Below are 26,602 nucleotides of genomic sequence, written 5' to 3'. Positions count from 1 at the left end.
ACCTCCGCATGATTCATTTTAATATGAATTCAACGAAAGTGTTTTTATATCATTCCCACTAATTGGGGTCAGTCCACTTAGTCAATCTTGCGTTTTTTTTAATTATCTAACACATTAGGATAGTGTTCTTTTAAATATAATTCTAAACGTCGCATTCCTTCTCTTAAGACGCTCATTTCATAAGCGTAAGAAATACGAATATAGCCTTTTCCTATATTAGTAAAAGAAGAGCCTGGAACCATCGCTACATGTGCCTCTTCAAGTACATTTACACAAAAGTCAAAATCATTATTAGTGAATCGTTTAATACTTGGAAAAATGTAAAATGCACCTTCAGGTTGGGCTTCAAGTTCGAATCCTAAAGATAACAATTTAGCTTTTAAATAATCGCGACGTTCAATATAAGCCTCGTTCATATATTTTGGTGCTTCTAAGCCTTCATTTAATGCAGCGATGCAAGCAATTTGAGCAGGGACATTGGCACAAATACAGTTATATGCATGCATGAAGGTTAATTTTTCAATTAAGTATTCAGGGCCAATTAAAAATCCAATACGAATACCTGTAGCTGAATGTGATTTACTTAAGCCACCAATGAGTAATAGTTGTTCACGAATCTTCTCATATTCTGCAAAAGAAGTATGTTTACCTGTAAACGTATTTTCAGCGTAGATTTCATCACTTATAATAAAGACTTCTTTAGTTTTTAAGTACTGAATAAGTGCTTCAACTTCCGAACGCTCTAATATAACACCAGTTGGATTAGTAGGGTAATTTAATAAAATTGCTTTAGTTTTATTGGTAAAGTGGGCTTCAATTAGCTCAGGTGTCACCTTAAAATCAGAATGTGTGGTATCAATATAAATAGGTTTACCACCTAAAGTTTCAACTAATGGGATATATCCAGCATAAATAGGGCCAGGAATTAAAATTTCATCTCCAGGTTCGATAATACTTCTTAGTGATGTATCTAACGCTTCACTTGCACCATTTGTAACAATAATTTCTTCTTCGCTATAATAAAATCCATATCTACGTTTAAAATATTGACTAATCGCTTGACGCGTTTCAGTAAGTCCTTTGTTATGTGAATAACTTGTTTTATTTTCGTTTATTGCATTAATATATGCTTGTTTAACCACATCAGGCATTGGAAAATCAGGTTGTCCAATGGTTAAATTAACACAGTCGTCAATATTTTTTATTCGACTTGAAAATTGTCGAATACTTGGCGCTCTTAAAAATTTAGAATTTGAATTTAATGATAATTTCATATTTACACCTCTAAATATAATCACTTAAAGTAATGTGACCTCATTACTTTGAAATAGAATATAATTATCATATCATATTTTTATTTATATGATTTAATTATTAAAACCTCAATTCCGTAAAGAAATTATTTAAAATGAATAGGTCATACTATATTTAAAAATGAATTTAGTCAATTTATTGAATAGTATTGTTTAATTATAAAATTAACTTTATAATATAAACAATTACTAGAGTGGAGTAGAACAACTATGTATAATCAACTAGAAAAACTTATTACCCTAACAAATAATGATTTGAACTTAGTAAATAGACGCTTTGGCCAACGGACTGACATAACAAATGATCAACTAGAATTATTAAGAATTCTTTATAATTATGATCGATTATCACAATACGATTTAACTATGAAGATTAGTAGAGAGCAATCCATTGTGTCTCGTTGGATAAAGAAATTAGTTCATAAAGGTTATATCACAAGTCAACAATCACACGAAGATTTACGTTGTAAGGATTTATGTTTAACAACTGAAGCTAGAGATTTAATTAAACAAATCAATACAGCAAGATGTGAATTAATTGAAGCAAGATGCCAATGTTTAACAGAAGAGGAAATCAATAATTTGAATCATCTTTTAAATAAACTTAATAGTCGTCATTTGTACATTTAATAGTAGCACCCATCTTATTGTTCTTTAAAACATAGTACAATAAGATGGGTGTTTGTATTAAATATAAAATTTAGAGATATAAAAATATAAAAAGTCTCTGAGACATAATTAAGTGTCTCAGAGGCTTTTAACGTACTAATAGCTGATGACTGAATTAAGAATGAATTCAGTTTTATTTCATTGTATTATTATTTATTAAATACTGGTATTTCAAAATATTTACCAATTGAATCAATTTGATCATATAAATATTTTAAACCTTGAGCATTTATATTTGCCCAATTAATATCAGTAGCATATTGATGTGTACCAGGTTGATCAGGATTCCAACGCATTTTATAAAGTGTATTTTGCCCAGATTTAATATAATCTTGAGCAATAAACTTAGCACCACCAATAATGGCTTTAGAAATACTATTCCAGCCAGATTGCTTTGCGTAATTAATTCCATTTACAAGTGGAGCATAATCATAAGCTCCGATACCATATGCATTATAGAATTTAGTAGGGGAATTAGAAACTACTTGATTATTAACTAAATTTGCACCTTTGGCAAGTTGAGACTGGCCGTTACCTGTTTCAAGTAAAGCATGTGCAATTAAGTAAACTTCATTAACACCTGTCAATTTTGCAGCATTAGCAAACGCTTGACCTTGATTTTCGAACACTCCCTTGCCTTTTAGTAGTCGATTTAAACGATCTACAGATAATGATTGTGGACGATCTAAACGTAAAAATTGATATTTTAAAGTTGGATCTTGGGCAAGTGTTTTTGTGTTCATAGCATTTTTAATTTCACTATATGTTGCATTCGACCAACCGCTATTATTACGTTGAACTTGTGGTGGTGCGCCATATACATTTTGTTGAATTTTAGTGACGTCATCAAGTGTTCTATAGTTTTTAGATTGTTTAACTAATTGTTGTTGTAAATCGCTTTTCTTAATCCATACAGATTTACCATTACTTAACGTACCGTAGTACCAAGTGATCCCATTAACTACTTTTCTTTTAGACACTTTAAAAATTTGTTCTTTAAATGGTTTAAGTGTATATGCTTTGGCTGAAGTAGGATCGTCATAATAGAAGCTATTACTATTAGTTATAACTAAATCATCATTATAGTCTTCTGCTGTATCTACAGATGAAGCATCTGTTAAATCTTTTGACGCAATCCAACCAGTTTGACCGTTAACTGTACCATATAAATAAGTTTCGCCATCAACAATTGTTGATTTAGATGCTTTGAAAGTCTGGTTAGCAATATTATTTTTATCTAATCGTTGTTGATTAGTACCCCAGGCAATAGTATATAAGCCCTTGTTATTTTGATTAACAGTATAAGTACCTTTCACTTTTTGTTCTTTATCTAGATTTTTAATATTTAAATCGTTAATATTATACCAACCTAATGGTGTACTTCCAGAAGTACTAGATAATAAAACATATGTATTACCATCTAATACTTTTTCTTTAGTTACAATATATGTCTTATTAGCATACTGCTCTGCATGCTTACCTTTTGTGTCGTAAATACTTGAGCGTATACCATTATTTGTTGAATTAACTTGAGCAATTTTTGATACAGTTTGAACACTGCTTGTTGTTTGATTAGTTTTTGTAGCTTGAACATCATCTGCTAAAATCCAACCCCAAATATTATTGACAACACCGTGAAGATAAGTATTTGATCCTACTTTTAAGGCATCTATAGATTTTAGAACATCTCCTTTTGAAGGAACCGTTGCTTTTATTTGAGACGAACCACCCCAAGGTGTTTCATATATATTACTATTTCCTTTAATATTATAGTTTTTAATGCCATCATTTATAGGTGTAGTGGTTTGAATATTAATTTCTGAAGATGGAATCCAACCACGTAATTGTTTACCATTAAAATCAGAAATTAAATAAAAGTCTTTATTATTTAATGTTGCTTTTTTAGTTACACGATACGTATTGCCATTAATAGAAGGATTTAATTTTCCAGATGAGTCATATACTGTTGTGTAAGCGCCATTATTATTTTTAGCTACTTGGCCTAAAGTATTATTTAATTGAGAAATATTAAGCACATTAGTTTTATTCGCTTGTTTTTGAATATCACTTAAATAGTATTTACTTACCCAACCTGTTAAACCATTTACTGAACCATATACGTAAGTTGATTTACCTACTTGTTGTGACGCACTTGCTTTAAATGGAGAATGATTTGATTTAGATACTGTTCCAGCAATTTGATTATAATTACCCCAAGGTACAGTGTATAGAGTCGTTCCAGGTTTAATATTATAAGATTCATTTATATTTACTTTTGGTTTTACAGTATTATAAATAGTCTCACCTTGTTTAACCCATCCATATAATTTACCACTATTATAATCCGAAACTAAATAGTATTTATCGTTACCAAGTTGAGCAGATTTTGTAACTGCAAGAGTATTATGAACTTGATTAGTTGATTTTCCTTTTGAGTCATACACTGTAGTATAAAGACCACTATTATTTGTTTTAATCTGAGCTAAACCACTATTAGATTTTACCGCTAGTGTCTGATTACTTTTACTTGGTTTAGTAGTAGAAGATGAGTTGTTTATAGATGTTGTACCCCATGGTGCAACTTTGCCCATCTTAATTAAATATTTTTCATTTATTAAATCATATAATTCGTCGTAACTATAGTTATGGTTACTAAAGTAAGCATGTGGATCAGTATGATCTGTGCCACCTAGGTAACGACTTATAGCATAATGAGTCCAAACAGTACCTTTAGCATCGTATTCAGCACTATCCGGCTTTAATCCATAATATTGTAATTGTGTAGCAGCATAATCTGCATAGTTATTCATTGATCGTGCAAATGAAGCATAATCGTGTGTATGAACAATTTCAACATTAATAAAACGATTATTTCCATATGGTCCTGCACCCCAAGATAAGTAATCAGTAGGGGCAGTTTCGACAATACGGTTACCATCTACAAATGCGTGCACAAAAGCATTTGTATAGTTGTTTTTCATATAGTTGATTTTTCCATCAATTGTTGAGTTTTCATTGGCAGTATCATGTACAACAATTCCTTCAGGGTTTCCAACACCATAACGATAACCATATTTAGGGAAGTAAGATGTGTAATTTTCTTCAATCTTTGGTGCTTGTAAATTTTTTGAGCGAATATAGTTATTAATTGAAGATTTAACTTGCGGTACATATTTAGGTAATGAAGAAGTAGTTGAATACGTACTTACGGTTGCCGGACCGCCTTTTCCACCTACTCCTTTGTGAACTGATACAGTAGAGTTAGACACAGCATCCGCACTTGATTGAGTGGTTGATGCTGTATTATCAGTCTTAGTATTATTTTGAACACTACTATCATTTAAAGTTGTACTATATGTACGTACAGCAGGTGAAGAGTGAGTATCAGTAGATTTTAGTTTAGAATCATCACTATTAACTGCAAGACTGTTTTCTTTATTTGATAATGTATTAGTTATATTTTGATTTTTTGAAGTAGAAGATGATGATACATTATTATTGTCATCATTCTTCGTTGTCGTTGCAACATTACTATTTGTTTTTGGTTGATTGTTATTATCAGAAGTATTATTTAATTGAGTAGTATTAATTAATTGAGTTTTTTGTATTTCATTATGTTGACTATCTACATTGTTTGATGTTGTTTGAGCTTCATTTGTATTTGTCTTTTGTGTATTTGAATATTGAGTACTTTCATTATGAGTTGGTTGTGCTTCAGTAGTCACATGATTTGAAATTAATTTATTATTAGAATCTGTTAAAGTTTCTAATTTAGTTGAATTAGTCGAAGTAGTAGAGGTAGTAGCTACTTCGTTATTATTATATTTTGTATTATCAGATTGATAATTTGAAATTGTTTTATTGTTCTTAACTGCATCATTAGGATTAGAACGTGATGAGTTATTTTGAGATAAAGTTGATTGATTTAAGTTATCTAATTTTGCATCATATGTGTATGTATTATTAGTAGTATTTGATTTTACTAATGTAGGATCTTGGTAAGTTTGCACTCCAGAAACATTTTGAGCTGCGTTACTGACTTGATCTTTGGCTACATTGGCATTTTTAATATTTTGTTGATTATCAATTACATTATTAGCAGTATCTTGTTTGTTTTCTGCAGCTTCAGCATGATGTGTAGTAAATGCTGCACCAAATAAAGTAAGTGCGATCATTGATGGGAATTTAAAGCTAAATTTTTTCGTCATAATAGTTACTCCTCTTTTTATTATACATTTTTATTATAACGTGAAGAAAATTAAGAGTAATCATTTTTAACTGTTTTGTAAACTAATTTTAATTTTTCTTATAAATAACTAGCGGGTATTTATAATTTTTAAGTAGTGGGCAATATAATTAAATTATTTTATACATTTTAATATGAGTAATATTTTCTTCTTGAAAAGGAAGGCCAATACTAATATAGCCTAGTTTTTCATAAAATTGTTTAGCTTGTAGTTGTGCATTTAGAATTAGCTTATGATGATGTTTTCGTTTTGCAATATGCTCAATCGTTTTCATTAATTTTTTACCAAATCCTTTATTACGATAAGGTTTTAAAATTGCTACACGTTCTACTTTTATACCATCTTCATATGAACGAAATCGTGCATAAGCAAATGGACGATGGTCATGATATCCAATAATATGAGTAGAAGTATTTTCGAATGTATCTAATTCGTTTTCTAATGGAACCCCTTGCTCTTCTACAAAAACTGACTTTCTAATTTCAAAACAATCAGAAAGCATAGAGTGATTAATTACTTCTTTAAACATATGAAATCTACCTACTTTCTTAAATTAAATAAAAAAGCTCAATTATTGTATAAAATCATTCTATATTATTTAAATTAATAAAAAACTCCTTTTCACTAAAAAGTAAAAAGGAGAATAAATTATAAAGCTTCTTGGCGAACAATCGCACAATATTGCCAAAAAATCCTTAGTTGAGCAATATTCCAGTTGTTCATACCCATAGTGAAACCAGAAGGTCTAAATAGATTGACATCTGTAACCTCTAAAGCAGCTGCAATTAAATATTGCAGAGGAATACTGATATTTTGCATTGTTTCCGTAATTCCATTCTCATCATATACCCATGAAAATGGTAAATCAGATTCAAATACATCTACTTTATTAAAAATTTCAGGTAAAGCAACAATGTAACAAGCTCCATTTACAACTGGATTCACTGAATTTTCACCATAATATACTAATAATGCCTCATAGTTTTCACGATGTTCATGATTAACGTAAAAGAATTCACTTCTGAATAAAGCCATATCTTGACTATGAATAATTTGCTGTTCTAATACGTTAAACATGCCATTAATATTAGCAATCTTTTCGTATGTTTTGCGTGACATTCTACGTGCTCCTCTCAAATTAATATAATTGATTCATTTCATTTTGATTGTTGAAGTCGTTTGAGTTGTCTGAATTGTTGCTATTGACTTGATTACTCGTTTGATTTTGTTGATCCATAGAATCATTAAATGTGTTTTGTTCTGACTGTGACTGAATGGAATGATTAGCATCATTATTTGGAGTATTGTTTTCATCTTTTGTTGTGTCTTTTTGATTATTTTGTAATAGAGATGAATCAATAGGTGTTAACGGTACTAGATTGCCATAATGTTTAATGACTCTTTCATCCAATAGATCATTCTTATCTGTTATTTTAGATAGTCCTAAATCAGAACGCAATAGATTTGAATATTTTAATATACTCTTGATACTAGGATTATAATAATAGATACCATTTAAATAATCATTGTCTCCTTTAAGTTGAGACTTTTTAAAATCTATATTATCAGATAAATAAATTGAAGCGATGAATTTAATTTCTTCAGTTGTTAGGTTATGTTTAGCATTTTTACCTACAATTTGAACGAGTTCATCTAATTTATCATATGAATTTAAATTTTTTGCTTTTTGGAATAAAATTTTGATTAAATCCATTTGTCTCTCGCCACGTTTTAAATCTGAATCGTGATGACGTGTTCGTGCGACAGCTAAAGCTTCATCACCATTTAATTTTTGATAACCTTTTTTAACTTTGATTCTTCCAGTGTCATCTGTGTTAGGTTCATCTAAATCATAAGGTACATCGTAATAAATGCCACCTAATTTATCTACCGCTTGAACAAAGGCATCCATATTAATTCGAATATAATAGTCGACAGGGACATTAAGTGTGGCTTCAACAGTATCCATAGCAGCAATAGGGCCACCATAGGCATGTGCATGCGTAATTTTATCATAATAGCCTACTTTAGGAATATAACTGATTGTATCACGAGGAATACTTAATAAACGGATTTGTTGTTTATTGGGATTAAGTGTTGCTAAAATCATTGAATCAGTTCTTGAATGTTCAGTAGTTTGACCATTTTTACGTCTACCTTCATTATCATCTATGCCAAGAAACAATATTGAGACCGCATCTTTAGAAGGATTAATTTTGCTATTTCTTAAAGTAGAATGACGTTTTGCATCAGATTTATTATATGAAGATTGCAAGGCATTCTCAGAATGATGATATATATTGACAATAAAAATGACAGGAACAATAATAAGTAATAATGTTAATAGCATCATGAAATATTTTAAAAAACGATTCATAATTATGTGCTCCTATACGTATTTATTAAAAAGATTAAGTTAATATGCTAACTTAATCATACCACTTTAATATAAAAGAATAATATTTATTACTCCCATAGCCATAAATTGTATTACTAATTGACTAAAATTACAACTTAATTTCATTAGAAAAAGATGATGATTAAAAATTTTAATTAAGATGAAAATAGCTTTAAAAATTCACTTTATCAGGCTAAAGAATAATACAATAAAAAATAGTTGGAGTAATATATATAAGATGATATTTTAGAAAATGTAATATATAATATAATTTATTGAAAGAATAATAATTTGATAAAATAGCGTAAATTTAATACATTTTATTAAATTGTAATGAGGCAGCAAATGAAAAAAAGAATAGAAATATTGACATTAATCATAGTTTTAATCATCTTAGTAACATTATTCGCTATATTCATAATGAAAGTATATAAAACAAATCATAAAGACATAGAATATAACAAAATTAATGATAACAAAACTTATTTGCAAAAAAGAGACCAGCACGTATCGAAATTGTCACATCTAAAGACAACTGAAGTCGAAGAACCACATATCAAAAATATTGATGAATATTTAAAAACGATTCATTTTAATGGGGGAGTTACAGTTCTTGAGAATGGCAAACTGAAGTTGGATAAAGGATACGGATATCAAAACTTCCGTCATAAAATTAAAAATTCAGCAAATACTATGTATTTAATTGGTTCAGCGCAGAAGTTTACAACTGGATTAATTCTAAAAAAATTAGAAAACGAAAATAAGGTGAATATAAATGATCCTGTCACTAAATATTTACCTTGGTTTAAAACGACTAAAACGATAACCTTAAAAGACTTAGTATTACATAGAAGTGGACTATATAAGTTTGAAGCCTCTCCTAAGACTAAAAGTCTTGATGGGGCAGTACATGCAATACAAGCGAGGGGAATTGATGAAAAATTTTATCATAAACACTTATATAATGACGCAAACTACTTAGTGCTTGCTCAAGTAATAGAAGTAGTCACTCACAAATCCTATGCAGCAAATTATTATGATGATTTAGCACAACCATTTAGTTTACAAAATAGTGCTTTCTTTAATGAAAAACCATTTAAAAAATATATGGCTACAGGATATAAAATGATTGACGGTAAACTAACTGCTATGAAACCCAAAATACTAGATCAATATTATGGAGCGGGTAATTTATATATGACAACATATGATATGGCCCATTTAGTAAATAATTTACAAAATAATAATATTTTTAGTGAATCAGTGTCAGTACCACTTACTCAGCAATTAGGAACAACAATATATCCTGAATCTTATCGATACGGATTTTATGTTACACCACAATATAATAGAATTAATGGCGTTTTCTATGGACAAATAGTTACTGTCTATTTCAATCAACGATATGTGATAGTACTGGCTTCCAATATAGGCGATAATTCTAAAATTTCAAATGAAAATCGAATCTCATATATTTATCATAAGATACTAAATCAACAATCTTATTATCAATAAGAGTAAAACTTAATAACAAAAAAAGAGCCTGAGACATTATGATGATATGCTCTTTTCAAAGTAGATATTAAAAACATGAAAACTTTGAAGAGAGTATATCAATGAGTTGTCTCAGGCAATTTTAATAAGTTGGCAGTCAATGACTGTATAGACAATGTACGTGTATCAAGAGTTTTTCAATTCTAGTGGCCCCAACAAAGAAACTTTCATAAAGAAAGGCTATACCCAACGCAAGTTGGGATTCAGAACTAGGATAGGAGGACGAATTCAAAATGAACTCTATATCATTCACTTTAATTATGTTACATATCATTTTATTTTTTTAATGCTTCTAAAAATATTTTTTTATAATGCTCATTTATGCTTGATAAGACTACAGAACAGTTAGGATAGGGAGATTCAAAATCGACGACAGTAGCACCACGAGTGAGTGTACCGTTTAATTCAATTTGTACATTTGCTTCTTTTATTTCATAATTCTCAGGATTAAGTAGATAAAGAATTGTAAATGCATCATATAATTTTATTCCATCTTTAAAATCTTCACCACGATAGTGTTGAAAAATATTATACAACATTTGTGTTGTTTTATTTTCATCTTTAAGAGTGTCTAAATAAGAATAAGTAAATAAAGAATGACGTGCTAAATCTAATCCAATCATCGTTAACGGTAAACCGGCATTAAAAACGATATGTGCTGCTTCAGGATCACAATAAATATTGAATTCAGCTAGGGGAGTGACATTACCTCTGCCAGTACTACCACCCATCATAATAATTTCTTTAACATAGTTTTTACATTTAGGATACGTATTAAAAAGTAAAGCAATATTAGTTAAAGGACCTAAAGTTACAAGAGTAATAGGTTCATCAGACTCACATAATATCTTTTTCATAGCTTCCACAGCATGAGAAGATGCTAAATCTGAAGTAGAAATTGGAGGGAATTGATATCCATCCATGCCACTTTCTCCATGAATATGACTAGCATCTTGTATCTCACTTATTAATGGTTGAGATGCGCCTCTATGTACAGGGACATCACTATTGAAAAAGGCTTTTAATTTTAAAGCATTTGCTGTGGTTTTCTCAACTCCTACATTTCCGTTTACAGTGGAAATCATTTTAACATCAAACTTTGAATGTGATAATGCTAGAGCAATTGCTGCTGCATCATCTATACCTGGATCAGTATCAATAATAATCGGTAATGCCATGAATAACCCTCCAAATACATTTCCTTCTTTTTATAAATTATCATACCTAAATTAATAAATAATATAAACCAAAAAAAACCTGTATGAGTCTTTAATGACTCATACAGGCTTTTTTGTAGGGTAGGTATTGAATTATAAGTGGTGAGAATGTCCACCTTGCATAACCCAATAAGTACCAATAACTGTGATTAAAGTAATAATAATCGCAAAGATAACTTTGGCAGATTGTAAACGTCCATCTTTACCTTCAGTTAAGTGCATGAACATTAATAGTTGTAATGCAGCTTGGATGAAAGCAAAACCAAAGATAATTGTTGTTTTAGCATGGAATGTCATGTTTGTGTATAGAGTTACAAAAACTGCTAATAACGTTAAAACGATTGAGGCAATAAAGCCAACTGTATGTTTTACAATTGTGTTCATCCGCTATACACCATCCCTATCATATATACGGCAGTAAAGATGAAGATCCATACAACATCTAGGAAGTGCCAGTATAAACTTACTATAAATAATTTTGGAGCATTGAATTTATTTAAACCACGAGTTGCGATTTGAATTAATAAACAAATGATCCAACCGATACCTAGTGAAACGTGGGCACCGTGAGTACCTAATAGGATGAAGAAACTTGACCAATATGATCCAACTTTAGGTGTTACACCTTCAGAAGCATAGTGTGCAAATTCATAAATTTCAAATCCTACGAATACTAAACCTAAAAGTACTGTTAAAATCATCCAAAACATCATTTTGCCTTTTTCTTCTTTACGTAAGTAGTAAATTGCAATACCACAAGTATAAGAACTAATTAATAAGGCAAATGTCATAATTAGGACAAGCGGTAATTCAAACAACTCAGTTGTCATTTTACCACCATAACTTCCCCCATGTTGCAACGTTAATAACGCTGCAAATAGGGTACCGAATAACGCAAATTCGGCTGTAAGGAAAATCCAGAAGCCAAGTTTATTCAATTGACCTTCATGCGTACGTGAATCAATAGTGTTTGTATCATGACTCATGACCTACAGCCTCCCTTTCTTTAATACGTGCTTCTCTTAAGCGTGCTTCGTTTTCAGCAACTTCAGAAGCTGGAATATGGTAACCATGATCTTGTACGAAACTTTGGTAAACTAAAGTTCCTAAGATACCGACTACACAAATTAGGAATGGAATGATAGTTTCAAAGATTAAGAAGAAACCACCAATTAACATGAATATACTCATAAATACACCAGTGTGTGTATTGTTTGGCATATGAATGTCTTTGTAGTTGTGGTTGTCTAAGAAATGACGACCATGTTCTTTCATATCAACAAATGTATCATAGTCATTCCAATCTGGAGTGATTGCGAAGTTGTATTTAGGTGGAATAGCAGAAGCTGTTGACCACTCTAAAGTACGACCTAAACCATCCCAGTTATCTCCAGTAGCTTCACGTGGAGATTTAATGTGGCTGTAGATAATGCTTGCTACTAAGAATAGGAAGCCGACTGCCATCATTAATGCACCGATAGTTGAGATGAAGTTTAATAACCACCAACCATCAGATGGCATGTAAGTGTATAAACGACGTGGCATACCGTCTAAACCAAGAATGAATTGTGGTAAGAAACATACGTTAAATCCAATCATGAATAACCAGAATGCCCATTTATTTAATTTTTCATTTAATTTGTAACCCATCATCTTAGGATACCAGAAGATTAAACCAGCTAAGCAGGCAAATACTACACCGGTAACCAATGTATAGTGGAAGTGAGCTACTAAGAAATAAGTGTTGTGATATTGATAGTCAGCTGATGCCATTGCTAACATTACACCAGTAACCCCACCTAATAAGAAGTTAGGGATAAAGGCTAATGAGAATAACATTGGTGACTCAAAAGTAATACGTCCTTTATATAATGTTAATAACCAGTTAAATAATTTAACCCCGGTAGGTACACCGATTAACATTGTTGAGATTGAGAAGAATGAGTTGATTAAAGCACCATTACCCATTGTGAAGAAATGGTGAACCCAAACTAAGAAACTTAAGAACGCGATACCAGCAGTTGCCCACACCATACTTTGGTGACCGAATAAACGTTTACGAGCAAATGTTGGAATAATTTCTGAATAAATACCAAATGCAGGCAAGATAACGATATAAACTTCAGGGTGCCCCCATACCCAGAAGAAGTTTGCCCATAGCATTGGCATACCGCCATCTGCTACTGTAAAGAAATGAGTTCCAAATACTCTATCAGCTGTCATTAAAGCAAGAACAACTGTGAATACTGGGAATGCTAAAATTACGATTAATGTCGTAATAAAAGTAGTTACAGTAAACATAGGCATTTGCATAAACTTCATTGTAGGCGTTTTACATCTAAGTATTGTTACAAAGAAGTTGATACCTGTCATTAAGGTACCTATACCTGAAATTTGAATTGCTACTAAGTAGTAGTTAACTCCCGGGCCAGGACTAAATTCTCCTGCTAGTGGAGCATAGTTTGTCCAACCAGCTGCTGGTGATCCACCTACGATAAATGATAGGTTAAATAAAATCATACCAACAAAGAATAACCAGAAGCTAATGTTGTTCATTACAGGGAATGCCACATCACGAGCCCCAATTTGTAAAGGAACAACAACGTTCCATAAACCGAAAACGAATGGCATAGCCATAAAGATAATCATGATAACGCCGTGCGTACTAAAAATTTCATTGTAGTGATTTGATTCCAAGAAAGTATTATCTGGAATAGTTAATTGAGTACGAAGTAATAACGCATCAATACCACCACGAACGAACATTAATACTGCACAAATTAAGTACATTAAACCGATTTTTTTATGGTCTACGGATGTGAACCATTCTTTGTATAGATATTTCCATAATTTGAAATAAGTAATTACTGCAATTAAACCGATAACTAAGAATGGGGCACCAATTTGTGCCATAGTAATCATCCAGTTACCTTTAACGAGTAATTCATCCCATGGAAAATTCATTAATGTCCACCTCCATGATCATTATCTGCTTTACTCTGAAGCTTAGACGCATTATCGTCTTTAGCTCCTTCATTGATTTTTTCCATTTCCTTAGCATTGTGAGTTTCTTCATCTTTAAACTCACTATCGTAAGGGTCATTGTTGCCTAAAATCATTGGCTTCATACCATGACGAGGATAGTTGACATTAGTAACTGTTACCTTACGAGCTGGTTTTTGAGGTTTATCTGTTACATCTTTATAAAGATCTTTTTCAGCAACGAAGTTAGGATCTTTTTGAGTATAGTTGTAACGTTTATATGCATAGAAGATATACTCTGGATCAGCTGCAGGATCGACGAATGCCATGTGAGTACCACTAAATGTTAATTCTTTATTTGGAGTACTTGGTAAGAGTTGTTTATCAAACTCATCTTGGCTAATAGTTTTCTTACTTTTAGCATCTTTAACCCAAGCATCGAAATCTTTTTGGTCTACAGAGTGAACTTTAAATGTTTGGCGAGAGAAACCTTCACCATTAAAGTTAGAGTTACGTCCTCTGAATGTACCAGTTTGATCGGCTGTTAAAGTCCAATTCATTGTCATGCCAGTCATGGCATATTTTTGACCACCTAATTGAGGAATCCAGAAACTAGTCATTGTATCCATAGATTGTAATTTAAATACAACTGGACGGTTTTTAGGAATAGTTAATGTATTCACTGTTTCAACCTTTTGTTCTGGATAAGCAAAGAACCATTTATATCCGGCACTAACTGCATAGACAACTAATGGGTCTTCTTTACTTTCAGGTGGTTTCTCGTAATCGTATAATGTTTTAACTGTTGGAATAGCCAAAGCAATTACGATTAAGATTGGTACCACAAACCAAATTGTTTCAATTAAAGAATTGTGGTGCATCTTACCAGATTCGTCATTTTTATTGTAACTATACTTGAAAATAAAAACAGCGAACATAGTAAGTACAACAGCAACAATAACAAGCATGAAGATGATTGAATAGATAATCAAGAACTTCTGACTACTTGCTACTGGCCCTTTTGCATTAAATACTTCTATGTTTGAACAACCACTAAGTAAAATTAGTGTGCCAAACATAAGAAGCAACGACTTAAATTTTGACACTTTTTTGACCTCCTAATACTACAAATGTAGGGCTTATTATTAATTTTAGTTTATTACGCGATATTTACAAGACCTTATTAGAAAAAAATTACAATAATAAATAGGAAAAAACTAGTAACAATAGGAATGACGGGGAATATAAGATTTGTTAAAATTATGTGTCTATTCTGTGAAAAATGTCAAAAATAGCAAATCAATTGATAATATTTGAGAAACATTATCAATTCTAGGGTTTATACAGAAATTAAATGAAAAAATACGAGATATTTATCTCGTATTTTTTAGAAAATTGACACATTTATTTAACTTTTATGTAGCGTGTTGATGATTTTTCGGCTCCATCTGAGTCGATGACATTATATTTCACTTTATATGTACCTACTTTTGAAGTATCCACGTGACCATCAACAGTAATTTTGTGTGTTAAATCGCCATCTTCTTTATCATAGGCACTAATTCCATTTAATACATTATAATCTTGACCTTTTTCAATAATAATATCGTTTACTCCTTTAAGTTGTGGAGTATGATTTGTAGTAGCTTCTGCATTTAAATTTGGAGTCACAAGGGTAGCGGAGACACCGAGAGCTGAAAGAGATTGTATGAGTTTATTCATTACGTTAACCTCCGATTTTAATAAGTCATTTGAATAACTTAACTATACTTTAATTTCTGATTTTTAACATCATACTATAGTCCTAATGTAGCTCATTCAAGATTAAATATAAATGAACATAAGGTAAATGAATATTAAATTTATGTAAATTGAAATTTCTGTGAATTTTAAAAATTTGTATTACATTATAATAAGTATCGTATTAAAATATATTTGTGATAAATTAATTATTTTACACATAGTATTTTAAATGGGAGTGGATTTGAATGTTAACAGAACAAGAAAAAGGTATTGTAAAAGAAACTGTTCCGGTATTACAAGAGAGAGGAACAGAAATTACGTCTTATTTTTATAATAGAATGTTCCAGCAACATCCAGAGTTAAAAAATATGTTTAACCAAACTAACCAACAAAAAGGATTCCAATCTACTGCTTTAGCTCAAAGTGTGTTAGCAGCTGCTGTTAATATTGATCATTTAGAAAATATTTTGCCAGTTGTTAAAGAAATTGCATATAAACATTGTGCGTTACAAGTACCACCAGCTGGATACGATATCGTAGGAGAAAATTTAATTGAGGCAATTAAAGCTGTTTTAGGACTAGAAGATAGTGATCCAATTATTCAAACTTGGAAAAAAGCATATCAAGAAATTGCTGATGTATTTATTCAAGTTGAAAAAGACATTTATAGTAAAATGTTATGGGATGGTTTCCAACCATTTAAAATTGAAAAAATTGAACAACTTTCCTCTGATATTAAAGCCTTTACTGTCGTTTCAGATAAATATGATTTAAGTCAATTCACGCCTGGAGAATATATTACAGTTGATGTAAGTAGTGAAAAAATGCCTTATCGTGCAAAACGACACTATTCAATTGTGAATGGTGACAACAAGCATTTAACTTTTGCAGTAAAACGTGATGTTACTACAGATCATGAGGGTGAAGTTTCAACTATTTTACATGATGAATTAAAAGAAGGAGATAATATTAACTTATCAGCTCCAGTAGGTCCATTTGGTATAGCTAACCAAAATCAACCACAAGTATTTATTGGTGCAGGTATTGGTGTAACGCCACTCGTTTCAATGTTTGATAAGGTGGCTGAAAATGGAAGCAACGCTCAGTTTATTCAAGTGACTGGAGATGTTAACGATACACCATTTACTTCTTATTTAAAAGATATTTCAAATCGTTATGACAACACGAAATATGATTTATATGACAGACAAGTAAAAGGTTATTTAACTAAAGAAACTCTTGAAAAATATGTAAATAATGATAGCGAAGTATATGTGTGTGGAAGTACTAAATTTATTCAATCAGTGATTAAAATATTAAAAGAAATGGGAGTAGCTCAAGAACAGATTCATTATGAAACATTTGTTCCAAAATTAAGTGTAACTGTTTAAATATAGTATACAACTAAAAAAGAGCGAAATGTAATTTGATATGCACTCAAAAAGTTGGAAATAAAATCTAACTTTTTGAGTGCATTTTTTGGTGTAAACAATATAAATTTGAACTTAAATTATTCAATGCCTCTACGCATTTTTTCAGCTAATAATGTATTATTTAAAACCATAGTAATTGTTAAAGGACCTACACCACCTGGCACAGGAGTAATAGCACCGGCTACTTCTTTTACTTCTTCAAATTCAACGTCACCTTTTAGTTTGCCGTTTTCATCAGGAGTATTTCCTACATCAACAATCACTGCGCCTTCTTTAACATCGTCTTTAGTAACTAATCCAGGTTTACCTACTGCACTGATGATAACATCTGCATTTTTTAAATGATTATGCATATCTTGAGTACGTGAATGTAAGATGGTTACTGTCGCGTTTGCTTGTAATAATAATTTAGAAACAGGTTGACCAACTATGTGACTGCGGCCAATAACAACAGCATTTTTGCCTTCTAAATCAATATCTGCATGTTTTAAAATTTCCATAATTCCTAAAGGTGTACAAGGTACAAATGTCTGTTCATCAATGTATAATTTACCAATATTTGATGGATGGAACCCATCTACATCTTTTTCTGGATTAATTGCCTCTAAAATTTTTTGTTCGCTAACTTGTTTAGGTAGAGGTACTTGAACTAAAATACCACTTACTGAATCATCGTTGTTTAAACGATTTAATTCTTTCAACACATCTTTTTCAGATGTATCTTCATCTAAATGAACAATTTCAGAAATCATACCAATTTTTTCAGCAGCTTTCTTTTTAGAATTAACATAACTTTGACTCGCACCATCATTTCCAACTAAAATAACTGATAATTTTGGTGTATATCCTTTGGCTTTTAAAGCTTCAACTTGGTCTTGCAAACCTTGTCTATAATCTTTTGCAATTTGTTTCCCATCTAAAATTTTTGCAACCACAAAAATTCCTCCTTGTTTATTGATATTCTTCTTATAGATTAACTTTAATGACTTAGAAACGTCAAATTTTAGCTAAAAAGCGTAAATTAAATAAAAAAAACTAAATAAAGTTCGATTTTTAATTGAAAACAAACCTTATCATTGGTATGCTATACGTGTAATATACAACTAATACGATTTATATTTAAACTTTGAAAGGGTGTACAAAGTGAAAGTAGCAGTTATTATGGGGAGTTCCTCAGACTGGAATATTATGCAAGAAAGTTGCGCAATGTTAGAACAATTTGAAATACCGTATGAAAAGAAAGTAGTTTCAGCACATCGTACGCCAAAATTAATGTTTGATTTTGCAAGTGAAGCACAGACAAACGGTTATGACGTTATTATTGCTGGTGCTGGTGGTGCAGCACATTTACCTGGAATGGTTGCTTCAATGACAACGTTGCCTGTAATCGGTGTACCTATTGAATCTAAAAGTTTAAAAGGTCTTGATTCATTATTATCTATCGTGCAAATGCCTGGTGGTATTCCAGTTGCTACAACAGCAATCGGTAAATCTGGTGCTAAAAATGCTGGTATTTTAGCTGCAAGAATTTTAAGTATTGGAAATGACTCAGTTCGTAAACATCTTGAACAATATGAACAATCTTTAGTAGATAAGGTAGGCGAAATGCAAGATGAACTTCAATAAATTAAAGTTCGGAGCAACGATTGGTATTATTGGCGGAGGTCAATTAGGTAAGATGATGGCACAATCTGCCCAAAAAATGGGATTTAATGTAGCGTGTTTAGATCCTAATCCAGATAGCCCATGTAAATCAGTAGCAGATATTTTTATAAATGCAAAGTATGACGATGAAGAAGCATTAAATCAATTGGGGCAACAATCAGATGTTATTACTTATGAATTTGAAAATATATCTGCTAAACAACTTAAACAATTAACTCAACAATTTAATATTCCTCAAGGTTATCAAGCAATTGAATTGTTACAAGATCGTTTAACAGAAAAGCAGACATTAGAATCTGCAGGTACGAAAATTGTTCCATATGTATCATTAAAAGATGAAAAAGATTTAAATCGAGCAATCGACACATTAGGTTTTCCGTTTATCGTAAAAACACGATTTGGCGGATACGATGGTAAAGGACAAATCTTAGTAAAAAATGACTCAAATATTGAAGAAGCTAAAACACTTGTTTCAAAACATGAATGTGTCGCTGAAAAATACTTGGAGCTCGATCAAGAAGTATCTTTAACTGTAACGATTGGTAATCAAAAACAAATTGCATATTTCCCACTACAAGAAAACGAACACCGTAATCAAATACTATTTAAAACTATTATTCCTGCTAGATGCGGTAAAGAACAAGAAGCGAGAAAAGAAGTAAATAAAATAATTGAAAAAGTTCACTTTGTCGGCACTTTCACTGTGGAATTCTTTATTGATAAATCAAATCACTTATATGTAAATGAAATTGCGCCGAGACCACATAACTCTGGACATTATTCAATTGAAGCTTGTGATTATTCTCAGTTTGATACACACATCCAGGCAGTAACAGGTCAAGATTTACCCCAAGAGATTGAAATTTTAAAACCAGCTGTAATGATGAACTTACTAGGACGCGATTTAGACTTATTAGAAGATAAATTTGGCGATCATCCTGAATGGCATGTGCACATCTATGGAAAAAAAGAACGAAAACCTGATAGAAAAATGGGACATATGACCATTCTCACGAATAATGTTAATGAAACTGAAAATGAAATGTTGAAGCAATTTGAAGGGAGAGAATAAGCAATGTCATTACTTTATGAAGGTAAAGCGAAAAGAGTATTTTCAACAGATACAGAACATCAGCTAAGAGTTGAATATAAAGATGAAGTCACAGCAGGGAACGGCGCTAAAAAGGATAAGATGGAAGGGAAAGGTCGTTTGAATAATCGAATTACTTCAATTATTTTCGAATATTTAAATAAACATGACATTGAAAGTCATTTTATCAAACAACTTTCTGAAACTGAACAATTGGTTAAAGAAGTAAAGATTATACCATTAGAAGTAGTTGTAAGAAATATTGCAACTGGATCTATTACGAAACGCTTAGGTTTTGAAAAAGGTCAAGTATTTGATGAACCACTTGTAGAGTTCTTTTACAAAAATGACGAGTTAAATGATCCTTTGATTACTGATGATCATGTCAAGTTACTTCATATTGCTAATGATGAAGAAATAAAGACATTAAAAGAGATGGCTAAAAATATTAATAAAGTATTGATTCAATTAATGAATGAAATGGATTTAAGATTAGTAGATTTTAAAGTTGAATTTGGAAAAACTGAAAATGGTGATATTTTATTAGCAGATGAAATTTCACCAGATACTTGTCGCATTTGGGATAAACATTCAGATACGAATTTCGATAAAGATGTATATAGAAATGATACAGGTTCTTTAATAGATACGTATCAAACATTTTTAGATAAATTGGAGGAACTAAAATAATGAAAACAATTGAACTTCACATTACATTACAACCACAGGTATTGGATACACAAGGCCAAGCATTAAATCGTGCTGTACACGACTTAGGATATAAACAAGTCAATGACATTAGAGTAGGTAAAGTACTATATATGACTGTTGATGAAGCGACAGATGAAGCAGTTGATAATATTATTACTACATTGAGTGAAAAGTTGTTTGCTAATACGGTTATTGAAGAATATAGTTATAAAATTGTTGATGAAAAGGAGAATGCATAATATGAAATTTGCAGTTCTCGTTTTTCCAGGATCTAACTGTGATAGAGATATGTATAATGCAGCTATTAAAACAGGTGCAGAAGCTGAATATGTAGATTATCGTGAAACATCTTTAAAAGGTTTTGACGGGGTGTTAATTCCAGGTGGTTTTTCATTTGGTGACTATTTACGTTCAGGAGCTATGGCAAGTGTCGCTCCAATTATTAGCGAAGTGAAACGTTTTGCCAGTGAAGGTAAACCCGTTTTAGGTGTATGTAATGGATTCCAAATTTTAACTGAGATAGGACTATTACCCGGCGCCTTATTACATAATGATTCACATCTATTTATTAGCAGAAATGAAAAACTGAAAATTGTTAATAATCAAACCCCTTTTACTAATTTATATGGAGAAAATGAAATTGTTGTTTATCCTGTAGCACATGGAGAAGGGCATTATTATTGTACAGATGATATGTACAGTGAATTAGTCGAAAATAATCAAATTATTTTAACATATGAAGATAATCCGAATGGATCACATGAACATATTGCAGGTATTGTAAATAAAGAAGGTAACGTATGTGGAATGATGCCTCATCCTGAAAGAGCACTTGAAACACTTCTTGGTACAGATAGTGGCGTTAAATTATTCGAAGCGATGGTAAATAGTTGGAGGGAACAAAATGTCTAAGTTTATCGAACCTAGTATTGAAGAAATTAAACTTGAAAAATTATATCAAGACATGGGTTTAAGTGATGAAGAATATAATAAGGTATGTGAAATTTTAGGAAAAGAGCCTAACTTTACAGAAGTAGGTATTTTCTCAGTAATGTGGAGTGAACATTGTTCTTATAAACATTCTAAGCCATTCTTAAAGCAATTCCCAACAACTGGTGAACATGTGCTTATGGGACCAGGTGAAGGTGCTGGGGTTGTAGATATTGGTGATAACCAAGCAGTGGTTTTCAAAGTAGAATCTCACAACCATCCTTCAGCAATCGAACCTTATCAAGGCGCAGCTACTGGGGTAGGAGGTATCATCAGAGATATCGTATCGATTGGAGCAAGACCCATTAACTTACTTAATAGTTTACGATTTGGTGAATTATCAGTAAAACAAAATCAACGCTTATTAAAAGGCGTGGTCCGTGGTATTGGTGGTTATGGTAACTGTATTGGTATACCAACTACAGCAGGAGAAATCGAATTCGATGAACGCTACGACGGAAATCCACTTGTCAATGCAATGTGTGTCGGTGTTATTGACCATGATATGATACAAAAAGGTACAGCTAAAGGTGAAGGAAATTCAGTAATTTATGTAGGACTTAAAACTGGACGTGACGGTATTCATGGTGCAACATTTGCATCTGAAGAATTAACCGAAGAAAGTGAAAGTAAACGACCTTCAGTTCAAATTGGGGACCCTTTTGTAGGTAAAAAATTAATGGAAGCCACACTTGAAGCTATCACTTTTGACGAGCTTGTAGGTATTCAAGACATGGGTGCAGCTGGTCTTACATCATCTTCATCAGAAATGGCTGCTAAAGGCGGCAGTGGATTAGTTCTATACTTAGATCAAGTCCCAACACGTGAGCCAGGAATATCACCATATGAAATGATGTTATCTGAAACACAAGAAAGAATGTTGCTGGTTGTTGAAAAAGGAACAGAACAAAAATTCTTAGATTTATTTGATAAACATGAACTTGATAGTGCAGTAATTGGTGAAGTAACGAATACTGACCGCTTTGTTCTTAAATACGAAGATGAAGTGTATGCAGACATTCCTGTTGATGCACTAGCTGATGAAGCACCTGTCTATATATTAGAAGGTGAAGAAAAAGAATATAATACCTCAAAAAATGATTATAGTGAGATTAATGTACAAGATGTATTTGAAAAATTGTTAAAGCATCCAACAATTGCTTCGAAACATTATCTATATGAACAATATGATCAACAAGTGGGTGCTAATACTATTATTAAACCTGGTCTACAATCATCTGTAGTAAGAGTTGAAGGATCTAATAAAGCCATTGCTTCGACAATTGATGGTGAGGCGAGATATGTATTTAATCAACCTTACGAAGGTGGAAAAATGGTTGTGGCAGAAGCTTATCGAAATTTAATTGCTGTAGGCGCAACGCCATTGGCTATGACAGACTGTTTAAATTATGGTTCTCCAGAAAAGAAAGAAATTTACCAACAACTGATTGATTCTACAAAAGGAATGGCAGAAGCTTGTGAAGTATTAAAAACCCCTGTAGTATCAGGAAACGTGTCTTTATACAACGAAACAAGAGGAACTTCAATTTTCCCTACACCTGTAGTAGGAATGGTAGGACTTATTGAAGATATTCAATATTTAAATGATTTCCATCCAGAAACAGGTCATACATTATATCTTGTAGGAGAAACAAGAAATGATTTTGGTGGAAGTCAAATTGAAAAACTTTTATATAGTAAAGTAAATCATGAGTATGAAGAAATTGATTTAAGTGATGAAGTTACAAAAGGGGAAGCAATAAAAACTTCTATTAGAAATGGAATTGCTTCTCATGTACAAACTGTAGGAAAAGGCGGACTACTTATTACGCTTGCTAAAATAAGTGCTTATTATAATTTAGGATTAGAAGCAAAAGTAGAACTTACTGATGCACAATTATTTAGTGAAACACAAGGACGTTATGTTGTCGCAGTTAAAGAAGGTCAAACACTTGATATTGATGATGCTATTGAAATTGGTAAGTTAACAGATGTAGACGAATTTAAAGTATCTAATACTACAACTACAATTACAGAAAAAGTCTCAGATATTAAAGAAATTTGGGAAGGAGCCATTTCGGAATGTTTAACTACAGTGGACTAAATGAAGAATGTGGTGTCTTCGGCATTTGGAATCATTCAGAAGCAGCTCAGTTAACTTACATGGGATTGCATAGTTTACAACATAGAGGTCAAGAAGGGGCTGGAATCGTAGTTTCTGATGAGAAAAATCTAAAGGGTGAACGTGGCTTAGGATTGCTTACTGAAGCTATTAAAGAACCACAACTTAATAAGTTGAAAGGCGGCAATCATGCTATTGGACATGTTCGTTATGCGACATCAGGAAATAAAGGTATCGAAAATATTCAACCATTTTTATATCATTTTTACGATATGAGTGTAGCAATTTGTCATAATGGTAATTTAATTAATGCACAATCTTTAAGACAATATCTTGAAAAGCATGGTGCTATTTTTCATTCATCTTCTGATACTGAAGTGATTATGCATTTAATACGTCGTAGTAAAGCTCCAACATTTGAAGAAGCATTAAAAGAAAGTTTACGACAAATTAAAGGCGGGTTTACTTTTACAATATTGACTAAAGACGCCTTGTATGGAGCTGTGGATCCAAATGCGATTCGTCCACTAATAGTTGGAAAGATGCAGGATGGAACATATATTTTAGCTAGTGAAACATGTGCCATAGATGTGCTAGGCGCAGAATATGTTCAAGATATTCATGCTGGAGAATATATTGTCATTAATCATAATGGTATTGAAGTGAAATCATATACAAGTCACACTAACACAGCAATTTCAGCAATGGAATATATTTACTTTGCGCGTCCAGACTCAACAATTGCCGGAAAAAATGTGCATGCAGTTCGTAAAGCTTCTGGTAAAAAATTAGCTCAAGAAAGTCCAGCTCAGGCAGACATGGTTATTGGTGTTCCAAATTCATCACTATCTGCAGCTAGTGGCTATGCTGAAGAGATTCAATTACCTTATGAAATGGGGCTTGTAAAAAATCAATATGTTGCACGAACGTTTATTCAACCTACACAAGAATTACGTGAACAAGGGGTACGCGTTAAGCTATCAGCAGTGAAAGATATTGTAGAAGGTAAAAACATCATTTTAGTTGATGACTCCATTGTAAGAGGGACAACAAGTAAACGTATCGTCAAAATGCTTAAAGATGCTGGAGCAAATAAAATACATGTACGTATAGCTTCTCCAGAATTTATGTTCCCAAGTTTTTATGGTATTGATGTATCTACTACTGCTGAGCTTATTTCAGCTAGTAAATCTCCAGAAGAAATTTGTGAGTATATTGGTGCAGATTCTCTTGCATATTTAAGTGTAGAGGGCCTTATAGAGTCCATAGGATTAGATTGTGATGCACCGTATAGTGGGTTATGTGTAGAAAGTTTTACAGGTGATTATCCAGCAGGCCTATTTGACTATGAAGAAAATTATTTAAAAAATTTAAGTACACGTCAAAAAGAATATATTGATAATCATAAACATTATTTTGATAGAGAGGGAAATATTCATGTCTAAAGCTTATGAACAATCCGGTGTTGATATTCATGCAGGTTATGAAGCGGTGGAAAGAATGTCTAGTCATGTTCAACGTACAATGCGTAAGGAAGTACTTGGCGGATTAGGTGGATTTGGTGCTACTTTTGATTTATCAAAGCTTAATATGAAAGCACCAGTATTGGTCTCTGGTACAGATGGCGTAGGAACAAAGTTAAAGCTTGCAATTGATAACAATAAACATGACACAATTGGTATTGATGCAGTTGCCATGTGTGTCAATGATATTCTTACAACGGGCGCAGAACCGCTATATTTTTTAGATTATATAGCAACAAATAAAGTTGTTCCGGAAGTGATAGAGCAAATTGTAAAAGGTGTGAGTGATGGTTGTGAAGCTACTCATACTGCTCTTATTGGTGGAGAAACAGCCGAGATGGGTGAAATGTATCACGAAGGAGAATATGACTTAGCAGGTTTTGCTGTAGGGGCAGTCGAAAAAGATGAATATATTGATGGATCTGAAGTAGAAGAGGGACAAATTATCATTGGTTTAGCTTCTAATGGAATTCATTCTAATGGGTATAGTTTAGTAAGAAAGTTAATTCAAGAATCCGGAATTAATTTGAATGATTCATTTGATGGAAGTACTTATCTTGATACATTTTTAGCTCCGACTCAATTGTATGTGAAACCTATTTTAACTTTAAAAGAAAAAGTTAAAATCAAAGGCATGAATCATATTACTGGTGGCGGATTTTATGAAAATATACCTAGAGGCTTACCTAACGGGTTAGCAGCTAAAATTGATACACAATCCTTCCCAACACCAAAAGTATTTGAATGGTTACAACAACAAGCTGACATTGAAACGAGTGAAATGTATAACGTTTTTAATATGGGCATAGGCTATACTGTCATTGTAAATAAAGAAGATGTATCTAAAGCACTTGATATCTTAAAAGAACAAGATATTGCTGCATATCAAATAGGGGAAATTGTTAAAAGTAATGATGCACCGATTTATCTTGAGGGGGTATAGAT

Annotated in this window: 23 protein-coding genes; 11 read left to right on the top strand and 12 right to left on the bottom strand. The window is 31.9% G+C overall.

Annotation, left to right across the window (positions count from 1 at the left end; all coding sequences use genetic code 11):
• Window positions 1-98: 98 nt before the first annotated feature.
• Window positions 99-1,274 (bottom strand): aminotransferase class I/II-fold pyridoxal phosphate-dependent enzyme, encoded by a 1,176-nt coding sequence (locus AC2FB1_RS03510; RefSeq protein ID WP_490673898.1) that lies wholly within the window; start codon window positions 1,272-1,274, stop codon window positions 99-101.
• A gap of 249 nt (window positions 1,275-1,523) precedes the next feature.
• Here AC2FB1_RS03510 and AC2FB1_RS03505 point away from each other — a divergent pair, with 249 nt between their 5' ends.
• Window positions 1,524-1,943: a MarR family transcriptional regulator gene (locus AC2FB1_RS03505; protein ID WP_490673897.1), complete on the top strand. Its 420-nt coding sequence runs from the start codon at window positions 1,524-1,526 to the stop codon at window positions 1,941-1,943.
• A gap of 188 nt (window positions 1,944-2,131) precedes the next feature.
• On the opposite strand, the gene AC2FB1_RS03500 is transcribed toward AC2FB1_RS03505, so the two are convergent.
• From AC2FB1_RS03500 to AC2FB1_RS03485, 4 genes are all read right to left on the bottom strand, one after another.
• Entirely contained in the window at window positions 2,132-6,190 is a 4,059-nt protein-coding gene (locus AC2FB1_RS03500) for a glucosaminidase domain-containing protein (protein WP_490673896.1), read from the bottom strand.
• Window positions 6,191-6,338: 148 nt separating this feature from the next.
• Window positions 6,339-6,758: a GNAT family N-acetyltransferase gene (locus tag AC2FB1_RS03495; RefSeq protein ID WP_490673895.1), complete on the bottom strand. Its 420-nt coding sequence runs from the start codon at window positions 6,756-6,758 to the stop codon at window positions 6,339-6,341.
• Between the two features lie 119 nt (window positions 6,759-6,877).
• Complete coding sequence (locus AC2FB1_RS03490) at window positions 6,878-7,348, bottom strand: DUF2538 family protein (protein WP_490673894.1); 471 nt, start codon at window positions 7,346-7,348, stop codon at window positions 6,878-6,880.
• Window positions 7,349-7,367: 19 nt separating this feature from the next.
• Window positions 7,368-8,606, bottom strand: a complete 1,239-nt coding sequence (locus tag AC2FB1_RS03485) for an LCP family protein (protein WP_490673893.1) — start codon at window positions 8,604-8,606, stop codon at window positions 7,368-7,370.
• 366 nt (window positions 8,607-8,972) lie between these two features.
• On the opposite strand from AC2FB1_RS03485, the gene AC2FB1_RS03480 reads away from it, so the two are divergent.
• Window positions 8,973-10,142 (top strand): serine hydrolase domain-containing protein, encoded by a 1,170-nt coding sequence (locus tag AC2FB1_RS03480; protein WP_490673892.1) that lies wholly within the window; start codon window positions 8,973-8,975, stop codon window positions 10,140-10,142.
• A 314-nt stretch (window positions 10,143-10,456) separates the two neighbouring features.
• On the opposite strand, the gene rihC is transcribed toward AC2FB1_RS03480, so the two are convergent.
• The 6 genes from rihC to AC2FB1_RS03450 form a co-directional block, all read right to left on the bottom strand.
• Window positions 10,457-11,359 (bottom strand): ribonucleoside hydrolase RihC, encoded by a 903-nt coding sequence (rihC, locus tag AC2FB1_RS03475; RefSeq protein ID WP_490673891.1) that lies wholly within the window; start codon window positions 11,357-11,359, stop codon window positions 10,457-10,459.
• Window positions 11,360-11,491: 132 nt separating this feature from the next.
• Window positions 11,492-11,782, bottom strand: a complete 291-nt coding sequence (gene qoxD, locus AC2FB1_RS03470; protein ID WP_490673890.1) for a cytochrome aa3 quinol oxidase subunit IV — start codon at window positions 11,780-11,782, stop codon at window positions 11,492-11,494.
• Window positions 11,779-12,384 (bottom strand): cytochrome aa3 quinol oxidase subunit III, encoded by a 606-nt coding sequence (gene qoxC / locus AC2FB1_RS03465; RefSeq protein WP_490673889.1) that lies wholly within the window; start codon window positions 12,382-12,384, stop codon window positions 11,779-11,781. The genes qoxD and qoxC overlap by 4 nt, the downstream gene beginning before the upstream one ends.
• Window positions 12,374-14,362, bottom strand: a complete 1,989-nt coding sequence (qoxB, locus tag AC2FB1_RS03460) for a cytochrome aa3 quinol oxidase subunit I (RefSeq protein ID WP_490673888.1) — start codon at window positions 14,360-14,362, stop codon at window positions 12,374-12,376. Before qoxB ends, qoxC begins: the two co-directional genes overlap by 11 nt.
• A complete protein-coding gene (gene qoxA / locus AC2FB1_RS03455; protein WP_490673887.1) occupies window positions 14,362-15,486 on the bottom strand; it encodes a cytochrome aa3 quinol oxidase subunit II in 1,125 nt (374 codons plus the stop codon). Before qoxA ends, qoxB begins: the two co-directional genes overlap by 1 nt.
• Before the next feature lie 298 nt (window positions 15,487-15,784).
• Window positions 15,785-16,102 carry a DUF5011 domain-containing protein gene (locus AC2FB1_RS03450; RefSeq protein WP_490673885.1) on the bottom strand — a complete coding sequence of 106 codons (318 nt, stop codon included), beginning with the start codon at window positions 16,100-16,102 and terminating at the stop codon, window positions 15,785-15,787.
• A gap of 266 nt (window positions 16,103-16,368) precedes the next feature.
• Between AC2FB1_RS03450 and AC2FB1_RS03445 the strand changes: the two genes are divergently transcribed.
• Entirely contained in the window at window positions 16,369-17,514 is a 1,146-nt protein-coding gene (locus AC2FB1_RS03445) for a globin domain-containing protein (RefSeq protein WP_490673884.1), read from the top strand.
• 119 nt (window positions 17,515-17,633) lie between these two features.
• Here AC2FB1_RS03445 and folD read toward each other — a convergent pair whose 3' ends face one another.
• A complete protein-coding gene (gene folD, locus AC2FB1_RS03440; RefSeq protein ID WP_490673883.1) occupies window positions 17,634-18,491 on the bottom strand; it encodes a bifunctional methylenetetrahydrofolate dehydrogenase/methenyltetrahydrofolate cyclohydrolase FolD in 858 nt (285 codons plus the stop codon).
• A 208-nt stretch (window positions 18,492-18,699) separates the two neighbouring features.
• Here folD and purE point away from each other — a divergent pair, with 208 nt between their 5' ends.
• Genes purE through purM form a run of 8 tightly spaced genes read left to right on the top strand, consistent with a single transcriptional unit; the run spans window position 18,700 to window position 26,600 of the window.
• The gene (purE, locus tag AC2FB1_RS03435) at window positions 18,700-19,182 is read left to right on the top strand and encodes a 5-(carboxyamino)imidazole ribonucleotide mutase (protein ID WP_490673882.1); all 483 of its coding nucleotides are present in this window, start codon (window positions 18,700-18,702) and stop codon (window positions 19,180-19,182) included.
• Complete coding sequence (gene purK / locus AC2FB1_RS03430) at window positions 19,169-20,293, top strand: 5-(carboxyamino)imidazole ribonucleotide synthase (protein ID WP_490673881.1); 1,125 nt, start codon at window positions 19,169-19,171, stop codon at window positions 20,291-20,293. The genes purE and purK overlap by 14 nt, the downstream gene beginning before the upstream one ends.
• A 3-nt stretch (window positions 20,294-20,296) precedes the next feature.
• Entirely contained in the window at window positions 20,297-21,001 is a 705-nt protein-coding gene (purC, locus tag AC2FB1_RS03425) for a phosphoribosylaminoimidazolesuccinocarboxamide synthase (protein WP_490673880.1), read from the top strand.
• The gene (gene purS, locus AC2FB1_RS03420) at window positions 21,001-21,261 is read left to right on the top strand and encodes a phosphoribosylformylglycinamidine synthase subunit PurS (RefSeq protein WP_103297081.1); all 261 of its coding nucleotides are present in this window, start codon (window positions 21,001-21,003) and stop codon (window positions 21,259-21,261) included. The genes purC and purS overlap by 1 nt, the downstream gene beginning before the upstream one ends.
• Window position 21,262: 1 nt before the next feature.
• Complete coding sequence (gene purQ / locus AC2FB1_RS03415; RefSeq protein ID WP_490673879.1) at window positions 21,263-21,934, top strand: phosphoribosylformylglycinamidine synthase subunit PurQ; 672 nt, start codon at window positions 21,263-21,265, stop codon at window positions 21,932-21,934.
• Entirely contained in the window at window positions 21,927-24,116 is a 2,190-nt protein-coding gene (gene purL, locus AC2FB1_RS03410) for a phosphoribosylformylglycinamidine synthase subunit PurL (protein WP_490673878.1), read from the top strand. The genes purQ and purL overlap by 8 nt, the downstream gene beginning before the upstream one ends.
• The gene (gene purF / locus AC2FB1_RS03405) at window positions 24,095-25,579 is read left to right on the top strand and encodes an amidophosphoribosyltransferase (RefSeq protein WP_490673877.1); all 1,485 of its coding nucleotides are present in this window, start codon (window positions 24,095-24,097) and stop codon (window positions 25,577-25,579) included. The genes purL and purF overlap by 22 nt, the downstream gene beginning before the upstream one ends.
• On the top strand, window positions 25,572-26,600 hold the full coding sequence (purM, locus tag AC2FB1_RS03400; RefSeq protein WP_490673876.1) for a phosphoribosylformylglycinamidine cyclo-ligase: 1,029 nt from the start codon (window positions 25,572-25,574) through the stop codon (window positions 26,598-26,600). The genes purF and purM overlap by 8 nt, the downstream gene beginning before the upstream one ends.
• Window positions 26,601-26,602 lie beyond the last annotated feature (2 nt).

The sequence above is a fragment of the Staphylococcus sp. CoH_129_LAB_1 genome, assembly GCF_058191515.1.
This window is presented reverse-complemented; position numbering and strand designations above follow the sequence as displayed.